Below are 18,199 nucleotides of genomic sequence, written 5' to 3' on the forward strand. Positions count from 1 at the left end.
AACATACCTAATACTCCCTTATTATTAATCATGACTGTTGACGTATTGCTAGGCCTCCAATGGGGCGACGAAGGAAAAGGAAAAATTGTTGATGTTTTAAGTCCCGAATATGACTTAATTGCCCGCTTCCAGGGTGGGCCAAATGCCGGTCATACTTTGGAATTCGACAATCAGAAATATGTGCTGAATACCATTCCTTCCGGAATATTCAATGATAAAGCGATGAATCTCATTGGTAATGGTGTGGTTATTGATCCAATCATCCTAAAAAGGGAACTTGATAACCTTAAAAAAAATGGGTTTGACCCGGTTGCAAGAAAAAAAATGGTTATTGCCCGAAAAGCCCATTTGATTCTGCCAACACATCAGCTTTTGGATGCTGCATCCGAAAGCAATATGGGTGAAAGCAAAATAGGCTCAACTTTAAAAGGGATTGGACCAACCTACATGGATAAAACCGGCAGAAATGGTTTACGCGTGGGCGATACCATGCTTCCTGATTTCCGCGAACGTTACATGCGTTTGGTTAACAAACACCGTTCAATCTTATCACATTACGGTGAAATACCTGATTATTCAGAAAAGGAAGCTGCTTTTTTTGAGGCAATCGAATTATTAAAAGCAATACCACAGGTTGATAGTGAACATTTTGTAAATCAATACCTTAGAGATGGAAAAAAGGTATTGGCAGAGGGTGCACAGGGTACCATGCTCGATATTGACTTTGGCTCATATCCTTTTGTAACTTCATCCAACACAACCACCGCCGGTGCATGCACCGGACTTGGAGTGGCCCCTAAAAATATAGGCCATGTCATTGGTATCTTTAAAGCATACTGTACACGTGTAGGAAGCGGCCCCTTTCCAACTGAGCTTGAGAATGAAACCGGTGAAGAACTGAGAAGGCTTGGACATGAATTTGGGGCTACCACAGGCCGACCACGCCGTTGCGGATGGATAGACCTACCTGCTTTAAAATATGCAATCATGTTAAATGGCGTTACTGAGATGGTAATGACCAAGGCTGATGTATTAAGCGGGTTTGAAACTATTTATGCCTGTACCCATTATAAATACAATGGTGAAGTAGTTGATTATATGCCATACGATATTAACGCGATAAAGGCAGAACCTATATATGAGCCTATACCGGGATGGAAGGAAGATTTAACAGGCATCCGTGAAATTGATCAGATTCCTGAAAAGTTGAACAATTATATCGCTTACCTTGAAAAGCAGTTGGGTGTACCGATTAAATATCTTTCAGTAGGTCCGGATCGGGTTCAGACCCTGACTCTTTGTTAATTCGGGAAACAGAACATCCAGGGGTATTCATTTGATTCAAGGTATCTATGTTAAAGGTTTTTCATACCGATGATCCGGAAACTTTTAAATCAAAAGCTTTGTTTTGGGCAAACTCATTTGATACAGTTTGTTATTTTGATTCCAATAATTTTTCAGATCCCTACTCCGCATTTGGGGTTTATATAGCTGCAGGAAAAGCTGCCGGATTAAGTGTTACCAGTGGTAATGCTTTTACAGAGCTGGAAGATTTTTTACTTACAAACAAGGGCTATATTCCGGGTTACTTCTCCTACGACCTTAAAAATGAGACTGAAAACCTTATATCCGAAAATCCGGATTACCTGGAGTTCCCTGAAATTCATTTTTTTTCTCCAAAACACAGCATTCTGATCAGGAATAATGAGGTTAGTATCTTGAGTGATGCTGCAGATGAAGTTTGGAGCATGATTCATAAAACTCCTTTAAAGCCGCCTATGGGGAAGGCTAGCGGGCTCGCAATAAAAAGCAGGTTTAACAGGAATGAATACATCCAAACCGTTCAGGATATTAAAAAACACATTCAGAGGGGAGATATTTATGAGATCAATTTTTGTCAGGAATTTTATGCAGAGAATGCAGAAATTGATCCGTTAGAGATTTTTATTGCACTTAACAAACTCTCTCCAACCCCATTTGCCAATTATTTTAAAATAAATGAGCACTATATTGTTTCGGCTACACCTGAACGTTTTTTGAGCCGCAGAGGAAACAAATTGATCAGTCAGCCTATAAAAGGTACATCATCCCGGAAGACCAATGGTTCAAGAGATAAAAAGCAGAAAGAAGAACTATTAAAAAATGAGAAAGAACGTGCTGAAAACGTCATGATTGTAGATTTGGTTCGGAATGACCTCACCAAAAGTGCAAAGCCAGGAACAGTACGGGTGGAAGAACTCTTCGGTATATATAGCTTTAAACAGGTTCATCAGATGATCTCAACAGTGGTTTGTGAAGCAGATCAAACCCTTACCAATGCCGGGATCATTGCAAACACTTTTCCGATGGGTTCAATGACTGGTGCGCCTAAAATAAGAGCGATGCAACTGGCTGAAAAATATGAACGGAGTAAACGAGGTGTCTATTCAGGTGCTGTTGGTTATTTCGCACCTAATGGTGATTTTGATTTCAATGTGGTCATCCGCACAATCCTCTATAATGCCAAACATAAATACCTCTCATTTCATGTTGGCAGCGCCATTACCCTGGATTCAGATGCGGAGAAAGAATATGAAGAATGTCTTTTGAAAGGAAAGGCAATCAGGGATGTATTAAAGTAAGACGATTCCTGATTGCCACATGTTTATTTCACTCTGGCGCCGGTATAATACTGGCGCGCTTCAGGCAACAGTTTCCTGATCGCAGAAATCCTGCTTGCATCGCTTGGGTGTGAACTTAAAAATTCAGGAGGTGCACCACTGCTGCTTTTAGCTGTGGCCATCCGCTCCCAGAATGCTACAGCATTATCAGGATTATATCCGGCCATAGCCATGAAAATAATCCCTAAACGATCCGCTTCACTTTCCTGGTTGCGGGAGTACTTCAACATTGCAAGCTGACCTCCTATACCGTAAAGCTGACCTATTATCTGCTGAGTGCCTTGTGATGCACCGCCTACAGCAGCACCAAGAATTCCACCCCCGGCCTGAGCAAGTGACATTTGAGAATATCTTTCTGCAGCATGTTGTGCGATGGCATGAGCGATCTCATGTCCCATAACAGTTGCAAGACCTGATTCATTCTGGGTAACAGGCAAGATTCCTGAGTAAATTGCCACTTTTCCTCCCGGCATACACCAGGCGTTAATATCCTTACTCTCTACCAGAGTAAATTGATAATTATAGTTGTACTTATCCCCAAAACCATTTGCCTGCATGTAACGGTTAATAGCTGAGGCAAGTTTATTTCCAACTGTTTTCACCTGCTGTGCATTCGTACCACTTGAAATTACTTTGGTAGAAGGATCAGAAAGAAATTGATTATAAGCATTGGCAGCTTCATTTTGCAGGGCGGAATCATCCACCAGACTTAACTGGCTTCGCCCTGTTAGCGGAACCTGAGAGCAGGAAGACAGGAATATTCCGACCGCTGCTGCGATGATCAAGTTTAATTTTTTCATGATTAATAATTAAATAATGTGATTATTGAGCTTTTCTTTTAAACAGATTTACTCTGGATTCTTTTCCTTTTAGAAGTCGCTCGATATTCTTTTGATGTGTCACTAAAATCAGAACACATATGCACATTCCATAAAGCAGGACGGAACGGATTGGTGATTGAAATATGAAAATGATACTGAGGGGGAACGAAAACCCCGCCATTATGGAGCTTAGTGATACATATTTGAAAATCAGCAAAAATACAACAAAGGTAAGAACGCAAAGCATCGCTGCCTCCGAGTGTACTGCCAATATCATACCAAATAATGTGGCAACCCCTTTACCTCCCCGAAAACCTGCAAAAACAGGAAATAAGTGCCCTAATACTGCGGTTACCCCTAGCGCCAGCTGATAATTCACAAATTGTACCGAATTTTGAGGACCGGTTACCGAAAGTCCGATCAGATATGCAAGATTTGTTGCCGTATAACCTTTAAAAATATCGAGAAACATCACAGCGATGCCGGCTTTTTTACCCAATACCCTGAATGTGTTGGTTGCACCGGCATTCCCACTGCCATACTCCCTTACATCTATTCCATAAAAAGCCTGACCAATCCAAACTGCCGTAGGAATTGATCCGAAAAGATATGCAACAATTAAGGCCGAGAGCGAGAAAATCGAGATCATTCTTTACAATATTACAAATTCGATCAGGTCTATCTGTGAAAAAATAAATATTAATGGGACTTAACAGCCTTTAGGCTCATGTCCATACTTTTAACTGAATGTGTTAATGCACCCATTGAAACATAATCAACCCCGCATTTGGCGTACTCTAAAACATTCTGCTCAGTAATACCACCCGAAGCTTCTGTTATATATGATCCATTAACCAGGCCAACAGCCTCTTTGAGTAAAGAGAAATTAAAATTATCAAGTAATATTCTATCGATTTGACCAAAATTCATCACTTCTTTCAACTCATCCAAATTTCTAACCTCAACTTCAACGGGAATACTGATTTTATTCGCTTTTAAATAGGCCTGAGCAGATTTTATTGCATTACTTATCCCCCCGGCATAATCAACGTGATTATCCTTGATCAAAATCATATCGTACAAACCAAACCTGTGATTGACCCCTCCCCCTATTTTAACAGCCATTTTTTCGAGATAACGGAGGCCGGGAGTAGTTTTACGGGTATCCAGCACTTTGGTACCGGTATCTTTAAGGATTTTTACTATCCGATTGGTGGTACTTGCTATACCACTCATTCTCTGCATTATATTCAATACCAAACGCTCTGCTTTAAGAATGGAATGCACACTACCGCTTACATAAAGGGCAATGTCACCCGGCTTAACAGACTCGCCGTCCTGAATGAAAATTTCAATTTGAAGATTTGGATCAACCAGTTTGAATATTTCTCTAGAGACATCAACACCTGCGATAATACCATCGTCTTTGATCAACAACTTCGCTTTACCTGTCTGGCCTTTAGGGATAGTTGAAAGTGAGGTATGATCACCATCACCAATATCCTCGGCAAGAGCGCTCAATAGGAATGGCTCTAATATTGCTTTGTCTAAATTCATTGTAATTGGTCAGGCAAAAATAGAAATACTTAATTAAAATCCCTATTCTTTATCGTTTTCGATCGTAATGGTTTTGATCAAAAATTTATTGCCATTATTTGCCATTGATATTGAAACCCTTAGTTTTTTTGATTTAGATTCAAACGATAGCACTCCAAATTTATAGTTTGAACTTGAACTAAGCCGGTGAAGAACTTTTACCGAAACTGCTGAATGCCTGGAAAAAAAATCACGAAGAATTAATTCCGCTTGTGCTTTTGAGTACTCACCTTCCTCAGAAAGTATGTCTAATTCAATCACACTTTCAAAGTATGCTGCAATATCTTTACTGTTTGAATCCTTGAAATAGACTGATAGAGTGTCAAATATATCCTTCTGTTGTACCTCAGGTTGTATAAATAAAAAAAAACAAGAAATAGTACTGATTATTAGAATTTTGATTCCCATTTTTTTTTAAATAATAGCACTAAAAGTATGCCATAATACAGATACTGTAAATTTATTTAATTTGGGCGTATATTTGCATTGTGAAAAATAAAAAAGCAATTCTTTTAATCCTCGACGGCTGGGGCTACGGAAATCATGATAAATCTGATGCAGTGAGTATGGCTGATACCCCTTTTTTCGATTATTTAATCAACACCTACCCAAACTCAAAATTACAGGCTTCCGGAGAAGCGGTTGGCCTTCCTTCCGGACAGATGGGTAATTCGGAAGTGGGGCATATGAATCTGGGAGCAGGCAGGGTTATCTATCAGGAATTAGGACGTATAAACAAGGCGGTTGAAGATAATGAGCTAAATGATCAACCAGTACTGAAAGCAGCATTCAATTATGCAAAACATGCAAATAAAAATGTACACTTTATTGGACTTTTATCCAATGGAGGCGTTCATTCTCACATTAATCATCTGAAAGGTTTATGCGATGCTGCAAAAGCCAATCAGGTAAAAAATGTGTTCATCCATGCTTTTATGGATGGGCGCGATACTGATCCGGCCTCCGGATTACAGTTTGTGCAGGAATTGAATGCTCATCTTGAGCATTCGACGGGAACCATCGCTACTGCTATAGGCCGCTATTATGCAATGGATAGAGATAATCGTTGGGAACGGATTAAACTGGCCTATGATCTGATGGTTCATGGAACAGGTAAACCAAGCAATAATATTTCAGACAGTATACAGCAGTCGTATGAGGCAGGAATTAGCGATGAATTTATTGAACCTATTGTAAAAATCGATAATGACGGTATACCAGTTGGAAAGATTGAGACTGGAGATGTAGTAATATGCTTCAATTTCAGAACTGACCGGGGAAGGGAAATTACTACTGTACTGACTCAGCAATCATTTCCTGAATACAATATGCAGGCACTTGATCTTTATTATGTAACTCTGACCACTTATGATGAAACATTTAAAAATGTTCATGTTGTATTTACTAAAGATGATCTGAATGAAACCCTTGGAGCAGTCCTGGAACAAAATCACAAAAATCAAATTCGGATTGCGGAAACAGAAAAATACCCCCATGTTACCTTTTTCTTCTCAGGGGGGAGAGAGCGGGAATTTGATAATGAGAAACGGATTCTGATTCCATCCCCTAAAGTTGCAACTTATGATCTCCAACCAGAGATGAGTGCCTCAATAATTGCAGAGGCAATTTGTATCGAACTTGAAAGTGGATGGCCTGATTTCGTCTGTTTGAATTTCGCTAACCCGGATATGGTAGGACATACAGGTGTATTCAGTGCGGTGGTGAAGGCAGTAGAAACCGTTGACCGGTGTCTGGAACAAGTAGTTAAATGCGGAATAAAAAACGGTTATTCATTTATTATCCTGGCAGATCATGGCAATGCAGATTATATGATAAATGAGGATGGCTCTCCAAATACCGCACATACTACAAACCTTGTTCCCTGTATTCTGATAGATGAGAATTATAAACATATCAAAGACGGCAAACTGGGTGATATTGCACCTACAATCCTGAAAATAATGAATATTAAATCGCCGGAAATAATGAGCGGTGAAATATTGGTTTTTTAATGTATCGTAAGTCATTTATTCTCCTTATTATTTTTATTTCCTCATGTACAGGTGGGGAAGAATTGGAAACAAAAACTCAATTTTTTGATATCAAAGGATTTTTTGAAGCTGAGGCTAATAGACTGTCAAACAAAAAATCATACGTAGATAAGAGTGTTATTCAAAATAATCAGGCAGAGGTTAAAAAAAAACTAGCTGTAGACTGGGATAATGAACTTGCCCTATTCATAGCCTCAGATATTAATAAGCCTGCCTGGATTGATAGCTACAAGGTTGTAGGTGATGGTGTCCGGGTCACCTACCTGGCAATTGATACGAATCTTCGCACCAGATTTGTGGAGATACTAAAGGATAAGCAGGGAAAAGCTGTATATTTCAAAATAAAAAATTATACCCGGAGTAAGTTGTATGAATCTTCTGAAGAATTGTCATATTTTCCAGATTCGATTTACAAGATAAATAAAAATCAAACTGTGCTATTCCTGGGCAGTAACACTTATCAGATCATTGGGAAAATATTAAAATAAAAATCAATCCTATTCCCTGCTGTCTTGAAAATTTGCTAACTTATTATAAATAAACCCATAATAGATCATCAATATAATAAGACCAATGATAAAAAATATCATTGCAAAAGAACGTAAGCTATCATCGTAAAAAAACTCACCAATCATCCAGATTGTATTGGCCATTATCCAAAAACAGACAGCCAGGTTGTGATAAAGTTCGGAAATTATCTTTCTGAACTTAAATGTGATAAAAAAAGCGAGGAATAGTGTAGGGAAGATCATAATTAACCCAAATATCCGCAAATCCAAAACCCAACAGGTGTCTTTAAGTAACCAGCATGCAATATGAAGATTTTCGAACTTTCTGATTGATTTAAGCATTGGAGAAAATGAGTAATCTGAATATCCTAAATTTTCAATAAAAGGAAAACCCGGAACATGCCGGGTTTTCAAACTGTATTGATAATACTATTTCAGATTCTGAAGATATATTTTTGCGTCTTCCAACTGAGTAATGATATCCCTGCGGTCGGGGGTGATTGATAATACTTTTTCAAAATCTGAAATGCAGGATCTGAAGGAACCCGTTGCTTTGTTCTTATCGTATAAGCCAGGAATTTTTTGACCTTTAAGTACACCATAATCCCGGTAAGCTACCGCCCTGTTCTGATATAATTTAACATCATCGGCGTTCAGGTCAATTGCTTTCGAAAAATCCTTGATAGAAGAAAGGAGCAGTTTCTCTCTATCGGCATTTGCAATACCCTTTGTATCATTTGCCATAATATTACTGGCTTTGCCTCTGTAGTAATAGGCACTATTTTCAGAAGGTTTTAAGGCAATGACCTTATTGAAGGTATTCACCGACTCTTTATACCTTGCAGCATGATAATAAGAGTACCCTAACATATACAAGGTATTTAAATCAGTTGAGTCTTTCGCAAGTGCTTTTTCAAGGTTTGAAACGGCAGCTTTGAAATCCCCGTCAATCAGAGCCTTCTGGCCCATTTTGTGGTAAGCGGTCTGAGCGAAAGCAATATTCGCTGTTAATAGAATAATTAGTAAACCTGAAAATGATCTCATTTTAATTGGTGACAGTTTAATTTCGTAGCAATAACGATCCTTTATATTTAATATTTTAAATGTACGAATTTAGTTTCTTGATAGAAACAAACTATGCCAAATTAATAAAACATGTCAGAAAATTTGTCTGTATATTTCTTTTTATCTGCCTATTTTATTAAATACAGGGATTTGGCACATACCTTGCACTTTTAGTTTTCAGGCTGATTTAATCGGCTTTTGAGAAAATTCAACTGTCATAATGACGTTATTAAGATATAGATGAGTAACTACGATAATTTTGATTTCAATCGCACTTTACCTTTAATTAGTGAAGATACCGAGTTCTTTCCACTGATGTCACAGGAAGATGAGGAGGAAATGAATAATGAAGAAACACCCGACATTTTGTCGATACTGCCTTTACGCAATACCGTATTATTTCCGGGTGTGGTAATTCCGATCACGGTTGGGAGGGATAAATCAATCAAACTGATTAAAGATGCATATCGTGGTGAAAGAATAATTGGAGTGGTGTCTCAAAAGGATGTAGGAATTGAAGATCCTGAATTCGAACAATTAAATCAGGTAGGTACAGTTGCGCTGATAATTAAGATGCTTCAGATGCCTGATGGGAACACTACGGTGATTATTCAAGGTAAACAGCGTTTTCGTTTGAATGAAGAGGTACAGAGCGACCCATATATTAAGGCCAGTATACAGAAGTTTGAGGAGGTTCGTCCCAAGGCCGACAAGGAGTTTAAGGCACTAATGGCATCTATAAAGGAGATGGCCATGCAAATTATTCAGCTTTCCCCGAATATTCCAAGTGAAGCCGGTATCGCCATAAAGAATATTGAAAGTTCATCTTTCCTGATCAATTTCATTTCTTCAAATATGAATGCTGAGGTTTCTGCAAAACAGCAGATGCTGGAAGTTGCTAACCTTCATGATCGGGCAAAAATGGTTCTGGTGCATTTAACCCAGGAACTGCAAATGCAGGAACTAAAAAACCAGATACAGTCGAAAGTGCGTGTTGACCTGGATAAGCAACAGCGGGATTATTTCCTGAATCAGCAGTTAAAAACTATCCAGGAGGAGCTCGGAGGAAATTCCCCCGACCTTGAGTTAGAAAACCTGAGAGGCCGTGCCGCGCTTAAAAAATGGAGTAAAGAGGCAGCCGTTCACTTTAACAAAGAAATTGAGAAACTGGCCAGAATGAATCCTGCTGCAGCAGATTATTCGATTCAAATCAATTATCTCGAGCTATTACTGGATCTTCCATGGAATGATTTCACTAAGGATATTTTTGATCTTAAACGTGCCGTTAAAATCCTTGAAAAGGATCATTATGGATTGGATAAAGTAAAGCAACGAATTATTGAATACCTCGCTGTACTTAAATTAAAACATAATATGAAGGCGCCGATCCTTTGCCTGGTAGGCCCTCCGGGAGTAGGAAAAACCTCACTTGGTAAATCAATTGCGAAGGCTTTAGGCAGGAAATATGTCCGCATGGCCCTTGGTGGAATCAGGGATGAAGCGGAAATCAGAGGCCATCGCAAAACATATATCGGTGCCATGCCTGGTCGTATTATCCAATCCATAAAAAAAGCGGGCAGTTCAAACCCGGTATTTGTACTTGACGAAATAGATAAAGTTGGCAATGATTTTCGGGGTGATCCATCATCAGCACTTCTCGAAGTGCTTGATCCTGAGCAGAATAATGCATTCTACGATCACTATGTAGAAGTAGATTATGACCTGTCGAGCGTGATGTTCGTAGCAACTGCCAACAACCTTAGTTCTATTCAACCGGCCTTACTGGATCGGATGGAGATTATTGAAGTAAACGGCTACACCATTGAAGAGAAAATTGAGATCGCCAAACAGCATCTCTTACCAAAGCAGCGTGAACAACACGGCATTAAAGCGAAAGATATCAGCCTTAAAAATCAGGTTCTTGAAAAAGTAATCGAAGACTATACCAGAGAATCCGGAGTTCGTGGCCTTGAGAAGAAAATAGGTTCACTGGTACGTGGAATTGCGACCAAAATTGCAATGGATCTTGATTATAATCCGGCAGTCAGTAAAACCGATGTGGAAACTATTCTTGGTCCGCCAATTTACGACAAGGACTTGTACGAAGGCAATGAAGTTGCCGGCGTAGTAACTGGCCTGGCATGGACCCAGGTGGGCGGGGATATTTTGTTTATTGAAGCAAGTCTTAGCCCCGGGAAAGGGAAATTATCCATGACCGGGAGCCTGGGGGATGTAATGAAGGAATCTGCAACAATTGCTATGGCCTATTTACGAGCCAACTCATCAAAATTTAATATAGATAACCGTTTATTTGACCAATGGGATGTCCATGTGCATGTTCCTGCCGGAGCAACACCTAAAGACGGCCCATCGGCAGGGATTACCATGCTCACGGCACTTACTTCGGCATTCACCCAACGCAAGGTCAAACCTCATCTGGCAATGACAGGCGAAATTACCCTGCGTGGTAAAGTGCTACCAGTTGGTGGTATTAAAGAGAAGATATTAGCCGCAAAGAGAGCAAATATTAAAGAGATAATTCTATCAAAATCGAACAGAAAAGATATACTTGAAATTAAGGAGGATTATATTAAAGACTTAAACTTTCATTATGTGACCGAAATGAAGGAAGTAATTGAGCTTGCATTGAGTAAAGACAAGGTAAAGGATGCAATAGATCTTTCTTTAAAGACTAAATTAGCTGAAGTGCATTAATTTGTCAAGAAATTCTGTAATAATCTTAATTTTATTGTGCACCTATCTAAAATTCAGATTATGATAGCCAGAATTACTATAATATTAATCTTTTGTATTTCGCTAATAAGTAATACAAGAGCGCAGGAAAACAGAGCAGAATCTTCAGTACCTGAAAAAAGAGCGCAAAATATATTTGTTGAACTTGGTGGGCAGGGCTTATTATTCACCGCCAATTATGATACACGTTTTTCCAACCGAAGGGATGGGCTAGGCGGGAGGGTTGGAATAGGTTATGTTGCCATAGACGGAGATAATGCTACCACTGTACCATTATCCCTCAATTATCTTTTAGGCAAGGGGAAACATTTTTTTGAAATGGGTCTTGGAGCAACATTTATGGCTACAGGCGGTACTGAAAATTCCTTTTTTTTTGATGATAATAATAGCAATGTAATTGGTACTATGAGCTTTTCATACCGATTACAGCCCTCGAATGGCGGCTTTTCACTTAGGGCTGGAATTACTCCGGTTTTCAACAAAAACTTTTTTATTCCATACTACGCTGGTTTAAGCTTAGGTTACAGTTTTTAATCTATAATACAAGATGTTTACAGTTTTAATTCCCTCTAAACATATTACTCTAAATAACTGAATGAAAAAAATACTCCTGTTATTAACTCTTGCGTTATGTCTTACATTTTTGAGATCAAATGCTCAATACAATAGTTATAAAAGTGAATTGGGATTTAGAAGTGATAATGATTCCTATCTGGCACAAGGCCAGGACAGATATTACACCAATGGCCTGTTTGTGAAGTACAGAAGTGCCATCGATCAGTCGGCTATAAAAAACCCAAAGTTGAATAAAATTATCTGGGAGCTTGAATCCGGGCAAAAAATGTTTAATCCGCAAACAGGAAGTATTATGAATCCGGATTTTATTGACCGGCCTTTCGCAGCTTATCTCTATGTAGGCGGAGCTATCAATTTCCTTTATAATTCTGAAGGCAATCTCAAATTAAAAATGCAGATTGGAACTATTGGCCCATCAGCAAAAGGGAAAGAGGCCCAGGAGTTCCTGCACAATACATTTGGTTTTTATGAAATTGATGGCTGGCAATGGCAGGTTAATAATGAGTTAGGGATCAATTCGAGCCTGGAATTTCAAAAGCTTATCGGTAGGCTGGGGTCCCAAAAAACAGATTTTAGTGTAAGCTCTTATCTCAATGCCGGAAACACTTTTGCCGGTGCAGGTGCCGGAATACTTTTCCGTACGGGTGCCATAAATCCACTACATAGCTCTGCAAGTACCCAAAGCGTTGTTTCAAATAATAGCAAATCAAAAGTTGAAAAAGAATTTTTTTTCTACGCAAAACCCATGCTTCATTTCATAGCTTATGACGCAACGATCAAGGGTGGTATGTTCAGGAATGAAAAAGGACCTGTGGTCTTTGATGCAAAACCCCTGGTTTTCAGTCAGCAGGCCGGTGCTATTTTTTCAAGAAACAGATGGACAGCTGATTTTTCTGTTATATTCAAATCAAGGGAGATTAAAAGTAGCGCAAAACCTCATCAATACGGCTCTATGGCCCTATTTTACAGGTTAAATAAAGAATAGTTTATTCTCTAAAAAAATCCCTTCTGCTTATTTTCTTTAGCGCATTTAAATGTTTTGTCCTGAGCCTGCTTTCAATAGCTGAATGTTTGGGTTTTGTAGCTTTTCTGGCAGGAGGCACAAATAGGGCATTTTTGATCAATTGCTGAAGTTTTACCAAACTTTTCTGTTTATTAAGCAACTGACTTCTCTCCTCCTCGGTTATAACTTGTAATATTCCTTCAGAATTTATCTTATTAGCAAGTTTTTTCATTAAAATTTGCTTCTGCTCCCCGGTAAATAACCCGGATGCCTGAATATTGAGATTCAGTTCCACTTTTGAGGAAACCTTATTCACATTCTGACCACCTTTGCCACCACTTCTGGAAGTTTTGAAGCTAACCTCCTTAATCAAATCCTTTACCGCAAATTCCATGAACAAAATTATCGATTACTGAATAATAAATAGCATCCTATAGCAGCTCCTTTCAAAATAATATCAACCGGAAATCGAAAGCAAATTCTATTTTTGCAGTGATGAGCAAAAACATAGTCATAGCCATAGATGGTTATTCATCCTGCGGAAAGAGTACAATTGCAAAAGCCCTGGCTAAAAAGCTGCATTTTATTTACATAGATACCGGTGCGATGTACCGTGCTGTAACGCTCTATTTCCTGCGGAATAAAATTGACCTAAACAATCCTGTTGCTGTAAATACCGCTCTGGATAATATCAATATCAACCTGGATAACCATAATGAACAGACTTTAGTACTGTTAAATGAGGAAGATGTATCTGAAGAAATACGACAAATGCCTGTATCAGAGAAAGTGAGTCAGGTAAGTGCAATCAAAGCTGTTCGCACAGAAATGGTAAAACAGCAGCAAAGAATGGGTAAATCCAAAAACATCATCATGGATGGTCGTGATATAGGTACAGTAGTCTTTCCTGATGCTACACTGAAATTTTTCATGACTGCCGACCCGCATATTCGTGCAGAACGACGCTATAAAGAACTGATAAATAAGGGAGAAAAGGTGAGTTTAGAAGAAATCTATGAGAATCTTGCACTTCGAGACCATCAGGACACAACCAGGGAAGAAAGTCCCTTATCAAAGGCAAAAGATGCCATTGTACTTGACAATTCAACAATTAACCAGGAAATGCAACTGGAATTCGCATTAACTTATATAAGGCCATTGCTATCAGATAAAAACCTCGAATAATACCTCTCTATTCAATAAAAGCCTTCATAACAGAGAGGCTTAATCCAAGGATTCCAGTCGTCCCAAAGATTTAAATACCCAGACCCCTCCGATTTAATTAAAATAAAGCATAGAAATGTTTTTTATTAAAAATCTTATTTTCTACCTTTGCAGTCCGATTTAATGATCGGAAAAAGGAGATAAATTAATTAATGGCCAAAAAACTAGAAGCCGAAAAGGAGTTGACTGCTAAACAAGCGGAGCTTCAGGGCGAAGAAACCACTACGGTTAAACAAAAGGAAACCATTGAATCAGAAGCTGATTCAGTGTCGATCGAAGAGATCAAATCAAAAACACTCATCACCCCTACAGGCGATTTCGACTGGGATGCTGATGACAAAGGGTTCGGAAATTACAGTGCAGCAGACCGTGAAAAGTTTGAAGAAATGTATGCAGGGACTTTTAATTCGATTAATAAGGGCGAGATTATCTCGGGAATTGTTGTATCAATCAACAACAAAGATGTAGTATTGAACATTGGGTTTAAATCTGATGGTTTAGTATCACTATCTGAATTCCGTGATACACCTGACCTTAAAATCGGTGACAGCGTTGATGTATTTGTAGAATCACAGGAAGATGCTAACGGTCAGTTAGTATTATCCCGTAAGCGTGCAAAAACCCAGCGTTCATGGGAAACAATCAATGAAGCTTTGGATCAGGACAAAATCATTACTGGTTTTGTTAAGAGCCGTACAAAAGGTGGATTAATTGTGGACATTATGGGTGTTGAAGCTTTCCTTCCGGGATCGCAAATCGACATCAAACCTATTCGTGATTACGATATTTACGTTGGTAAAACAATGGAATTCAAGGTTGTTAAAATCAATCATGAGTTCAAAAACGTTGTAGTATCACACAAAGTGTTGATTGAAGACGATTTAGAAAATCAAAAAACTGAGATCGTTGCGAAACTGGAAAAAGGACAAGTACTTGAAGGTACAGTTAAAAACATTACTGATTTCGGTGTGTTTATTGACCTTGGTGGCGTAGACGGTTTATTACACATAACTGATATTTCATGGGGCCGTATTGAACATCCACGTGAAGTATTAAACCTTGATCAAAAGATCAACGTTGTTGTTTTAGACTTTGATGACGAGAAAAAACGTATCGCATTAGGATTAAAGCAATTAACTCCACACCCTTGGGAAGCATTAGATACGGCATTAGAGATCGGATCTAAAGTTAAAGGAAGAATCGTAACTGTTGCAGATTACGGTGCATTCCTTGAAATTACTCCGGGTGTTGAAGGTTTGATTCACGTATCTGAAATGTCATGGTCTCAAAATCTTCGTAACCCTCAGGAATTCCTGAAAGTTGGCGACGAGGTAGAAGCTCAGGTTTTGACCTTAGATCGTAACGAACGTAAAATGAGCCTTGGTATCAAGCAACTTACTCCGGATCCATGGAAAAACATCGGTGAGCGCTACCCTATCGGAAGCAAGCACAAAGCTGTTGTTAAGAACATGACCAATTTTGGTGTATTTGTTGAGATTGAAGAAGGTATCGACGGATTGATTCATATTTCTGACCTTTCCTGGTCTAAGAAGGTTAATCACCCCAATGAATTCACTAAAGTAGGTGAAGAACTTGATGTAGTTGTCTTAGAACTTGATGAGGCTAACCGTAAACTGAGCTTAGGCCATAAACAGTTAGAGGAAAATCCTTGGGAAACTTTTGAAACTGTATTTACAATGGATTCAATCCACGAAGGTACTGTGTTAAAAGTTACTGATAAAGGTGCTATCATTGCTCTACCATATGGTGTTGAAGGATTTGCTCCAACTAAACACATGGTAAAAGAAGATGGCAGTTCAGTTAAAGCTGAAGAAACTGCAGAATTCAGAATCATTGAATTTAATAAAGATTCTAAGCGTATTGTAGTTTCTCATGCCCGTATTTGGGAAGAGGCTAAAGCTGAAGAGCGCAAAGAAGAGTTCAACGCTAAAAAGAAAGAAGCTAAAGCAACAACTACTGCCGTTAAAAAGGTAAAAGAGTCTGTTGAAAAATCAACTTTAGGTGATCTGGGTGTATTGGCACAATTGAAAGAGAAGATGGAAGGTGCAGAAAGCAAAGCCAAGAAAGCTAAGAAAACTGAAGAGGATGCAGCTGCAAGTACTGAAGCAGCAGAAACTTCCGAAGAAAAAGCAGAATAAGCTATATCTTATATTCTTGAAAGCCCTGATGAAAATCAGGGCTTTTTTTGTTTTTACTCATTCTCCACCCGAAAGCTTTCGGGTCTCCATTCTCAATTCCTTAGCATCTAAAACTTACCTGTAAACTTTTAGCTTAATCCTTTCAGCTTTTAGCTTTTTTCCCTACTTTTGCTCAAATTAAACCAAGATGCAAAAACTCACCCTGCTTGACGGTCCGAAATTCCAGATCACCATACAGCGCCTTTGCCATCAATTAATAGAAAATCACAATCTTTTTGAAAACTCTGTCATATTAGGAATTCAGCCGCGTGGAATTTTTCTTGCAAAACGTATTATCACAGAACTAAAAATCAGTCTTCCCAAGGTTGAGATTGAAAGCGGAAATCTGGACATAACATTTTTCAGGGATGATTTCCGTCGCAAGGATGGATTATTGATACCAAGCAGCACAGAAATCGATTTTATTATTGAAGGAAAAAAGGTAATCCTGGTGGATGATGTACTTTGGACCGGCAGAACCATCAGGGCAGCAATGGATGCTTTGCAATCATTCGGAAGACCAGAAAAGGTTGAACTTTTAACCCTTGTTGACAGGCGTTTTTCAAGGCACTTACCAATTGAAGCCGATTATATCGGAATTAAGGTTGACACCATTGCCTCACAAAAAGTTATTGTTAGCTGGAAAGAAACTGATCAAGAGGACAAAGTAATCTTACTATCAGAAAAATAATGGCAGAACCAATTCAAACGTTAAGCACTAATCACCTGCTGGGAATTAAGGATCTCACTACCAGAGATATTGAATTGATTTTTGAAACTGCCGATACCTTTAAAGATGTATTGAACCGGCCCATTAAAAAGGTACCCTCCCTGCGGGATATCACCATTGCGAATATTTTCTTTGAAAACTCGACACGTACACGTCTTTCCTTTGAACTTGCTCAGAAAAGGCTTTCTGCAGACATAGTAAATTTTGCTGCATCTTCCTCCTCTGTCAGTAAAGGGGAAACCCTGATTGATACAGTGAATAACATTTTGTCAATGAAAGTTGACATGGTCGTTATGCGACACCCCTATCCTGGTGCTGCTGTATTTTTAAGTAAGCACGTTAAGGCCCAGATTGTGAATGCGGGAGATGGTGCGCATGAGCATCCTACACAAGCACTTCTTGATGCCTTTTCGATCCGGGAGAGATATGGAGAAGTCAGAGGAAAGAAAATTGCCATTATTGGTGATGTACTTCATTCACGCGTTGCACTTTCAAACATTCTCTGTCTCCACAAATTAGGTGCTGAAGTAATGGTTTGTGGACCCAGTACACTAATCCCCAGGTATATTGAAACATTGGGTGTAAAGATTGAACATGACCTTATGAAGGCTTTAAACTGGTGCGATGTCGCAAATATGCTTCGTATACAACTCGAACGTCAGGATATTAAATACTTCCCATCTTTAAGGGAATATTCCATGATGTATGGTTTGAATAAGCATATCCTTAACTCACTGGATAAGGAAATCACCGTAATGCATCCCGGCCCTATCAACCGGGGGGTCGAAATCACCAGCGACGTTGCTGATAGTAAGCAGTCAATCATCCTTGATCAGGTTGAAAACGGGGTAGCTATCCGGATGGCTGTATTATATCTACTTGCGAACCAGGGGAACAAGTAACTCAATTGTTGACCTGATTTTACTGATTATCTCATCTACTATAACATCATTTACTATTTTCCGTTAATACTCTGTTTTCAACACATGTTAATTACTAATGTGAATAGCCT

Annotated in this window: 17 protein-coding genes; 11 read left to right on the forward strand and 6 right to left on the reverse strand. The window is 38.9% G+C overall.

Translation table 11 applies throughout. The features are described from left to right. Window positions 1-30 precede the first annotated feature (30 nt). Together Q8S11_RS17450 and Q8S11_RS17455 are read left to right on the forward strand one after the other, a co-directional pair. Complete coding sequence (locus Q8S11_RS17450) at window positions 31-1,305, forward strand: adenylosuccinate synthase (protein ID WP_305663401.1); 1,275 nt, start codon at window positions 31-33, stop codon at window positions 1,303-1,305. Between the two features lie 47 nt (window positions 1,306-1,352). Further along, the gene (locus tag Q8S11_RS17455; protein WP_305663402.1) at window positions 1,353-2,621 is read left to right on the forward strand and encodes an anthranilate synthase component I family protein; all 1,269 of its coding nucleotides are present in this window, start codon (window positions 1,353-1,355) and stop codon (window positions 2,619-2,621) included. Between the two features lie 23 nt (window positions 2,622-2,644). Here the strand turns inward: Q8S11_RS17455 and Q8S11_RS17460 are convergent, their stop codons facing one another. The 4 genes from Q8S11_RS17460 to Q8S11_RS17475 are packed head-to-tail and all read right to left on the reverse strand — an operon-like array spanning window position 2,645 to window position 5,485. Continuing rightward, the gene (locus Q8S11_RS17460) at window positions 2,645-3,460 is read right to left on the reverse strand and encodes a M48 family metallopeptidase (protein WP_305663403.1); all 816 of its coding nucleotides are present in this window, start codon (window positions 3,458-3,460) and stop codon (window positions 2,645-2,647) included. A gap of 22 nt (window positions 3,461-3,482) precedes the next feature. Next, complete coding sequence (gene plsY, locus Q8S11_RS17465) at window positions 3,483-4,130, reverse strand: glycerol-3-phosphate 1-O-acyltransferase PlsY (protein WP_305663404.1); 648 nt, start codon at window positions 4,128-4,130, stop codon at window positions 3,483-3,485. Between the two features lie 50 nt (window positions 4,131-4,180). Continuing rightward, the gene (gene nadC / locus Q8S11_RS17470) at window positions 4,181-5,038 is read right to left on the reverse strand and encodes a carboxylating nicotinate-nucleotide diphosphorylase (protein WP_305663405.1); all 858 of its coding nucleotides are present in this window, start codon (window positions 5,036-5,038) and stop codon (window positions 4,181-4,183) included. A 42-nt stretch (window positions 5,039-5,080) separates the two neighbouring features. Continuing rightward, window positions 5,081-5,485: a DUF4783 domain-containing protein gene (locus Q8S11_RS17475; RefSeq protein WP_305663406.1), complete on the reverse strand. Its 405-nt coding sequence runs from the start codon at window positions 5,483-5,485 to the stop codon at window positions 5,081-5,083. 80 nt (window positions 5,486-5,565) lie between these two features. Here Q8S11_RS17475 and gpmI point away from each other — a divergent pair, with 80 nt between their 5' ends. Together gpmI and Q8S11_RS17485 are read left to right on the forward strand one after the other, a co-directional pair. Next, entirely contained in the window at window positions 5,566-7,089 is a 1,524-nt protein-coding gene (gpmI, locus tag Q8S11_RS17480) for a 2,3-bisphosphoglycerate-independent phosphoglycerate mutase (RefSeq protein ID WP_305663407.1), read from the forward strand. Then, the gene (locus Q8S11_RS17485; protein WP_305663408.1) at window positions 7,089-7,616 is read left to right on the forward strand and encodes a hypothetical protein; all 528 of its coding nucleotides are present in this window, start codon (window positions 7,089-7,091) and stop codon (window positions 7,614-7,616) included. Before gpmI ends, Q8S11_RS17485 begins: the two co-directional genes overlap by 1 nt. A gap of 450 nt (window positions 7,617-8,066) precedes the next feature. Here Q8S11_RS17485 and Q8S11_RS17490 read toward each other — a convergent pair whose 3' ends face one another. After that, the gene (locus tag Q8S11_RS17490; RefSeq protein WP_305663409.1) at window positions 8,067-8,681 is read right to left on the reverse strand and encodes a tetratricopeptide repeat protein; all 615 of its coding nucleotides are present in this window, start codon (window positions 8,679-8,681) and stop codon (window positions 8,067-8,069) included. A gap of 261 nt (window positions 8,682-8,942) precedes the next feature. Between Q8S11_RS17490 and lon the strand changes: the two genes are divergently transcribed. The 3 genes from lon to Q8S11_RS17505 all read left to right on the forward strand — a co-directional run bounded on the left by lon (window position 8,943) and on the right by Q8S11_RS17505 (window position 13,017). After that, window positions 8,943-11,417 (forward strand): endopeptidase La, encoded by a 2,475-nt coding sequence (lon, locus tag Q8S11_RS17495; protein WP_305663410.1) that lies wholly within the window; start codon window positions 8,943-8,945, stop codon window positions 11,415-11,417. A 60-nt stretch (window positions 11,418-11,477) separates the two neighbouring features. Further along, on the forward strand, window positions 11,478-11,990 hold the full coding sequence (locus tag Q8S11_RS17500; protein ID WP_305663411.1) for a hypothetical protein: 513 nt from the start codon (window positions 11,478-11,480) through the stop codon (window positions 11,988-11,990). 61 nt (window positions 11,991-12,051) lie between these two features. Then, window positions 12,052-13,017, forward strand: a complete 966-nt coding sequence (locus Q8S11_RS17505) for a lipid A deacylase LpxR family protein (RefSeq protein WP_305663412.1) — start codon at window positions 12,052-12,054, stop codon at window positions 13,015-13,017. A 1-nt stretch (window position 13,018) separates the two neighbouring features. Here the strand turns inward: Q8S11_RS17505 and arfB are convergent, their stop codons facing one another. After that, window positions 13,019-13,429 (reverse strand): alternative ribosome rescue aminoacyl-tRNA hydrolase ArfB, encoded by a 411-nt coding sequence (gene arfB / locus Q8S11_RS17510; protein ID WP_305663413.1) that lies wholly within the window; start codon window positions 13,427-13,429, stop codon window positions 13,019-13,021. Between the two features lie 101 nt (window positions 13,430-13,530). Here arfB and cmk point away from each other — a divergent pair, with 101 nt between their 5' ends. From cmk to Q8S11_RS17530, 4 genes are all read left to right on the forward strand, one after another. Then, window positions 13,531-14,220, forward strand: a complete 690-nt coding sequence (gene cmk, locus Q8S11_RS17515) for a (d)CMP kinase (RefSeq protein WP_305663414.1) — start codon at window positions 13,531-13,533, stop codon at window positions 14,218-14,220. Between the two features lie 191 nt (window positions 14,221-14,411). After that, a complete protein-coding gene (rpsA, locus tag Q8S11_RS17520) occupies window positions 14,412-16,418 on the forward strand; it encodes a 30S ribosomal protein S1 (RefSeq protein ID WP_305663415.1) in 2,007 nt (668 codons plus the stop codon). A gap of 187 nt (window positions 16,419-16,605) precedes the next feature. Then, the gene (gene pyrR / locus Q8S11_RS17525) at window positions 16,606-17,148 is read left to right on the forward strand and encodes a bifunctional pyr operon transcriptional regulator/uracil phosphoribosyltransferase PyrR (protein WP_305663416.1); all 543 of its coding nucleotides are present in this window, start codon (window positions 16,606-16,608) and stop codon (window positions 17,146-17,148) included. After that, window positions 17,148-18,089: an aspartate carbamoyltransferase catalytic subunit gene (locus Q8S11_RS17530; protein WP_305663417.1), complete on the forward strand. Its 942-nt coding sequence runs from the start codon at window positions 17,148-17,150 to the stop codon at window positions 18,087-18,089. The genes pyrR and Q8S11_RS17530 overlap by 1 nt, the downstream gene beginning before the upstream one ends. The last annotated feature ends 110 nt before the right edge of the window (window positions 18,090-18,199 follow it).

It is taken from the genome of Daejeonella sp., from assembly GCF_030695525.1.
Lineage (GTDB): Bacteria > Bacteroidota > Bacteroidia > Sphingobacteriales > Sphingobacteriaceae > Daejeonella.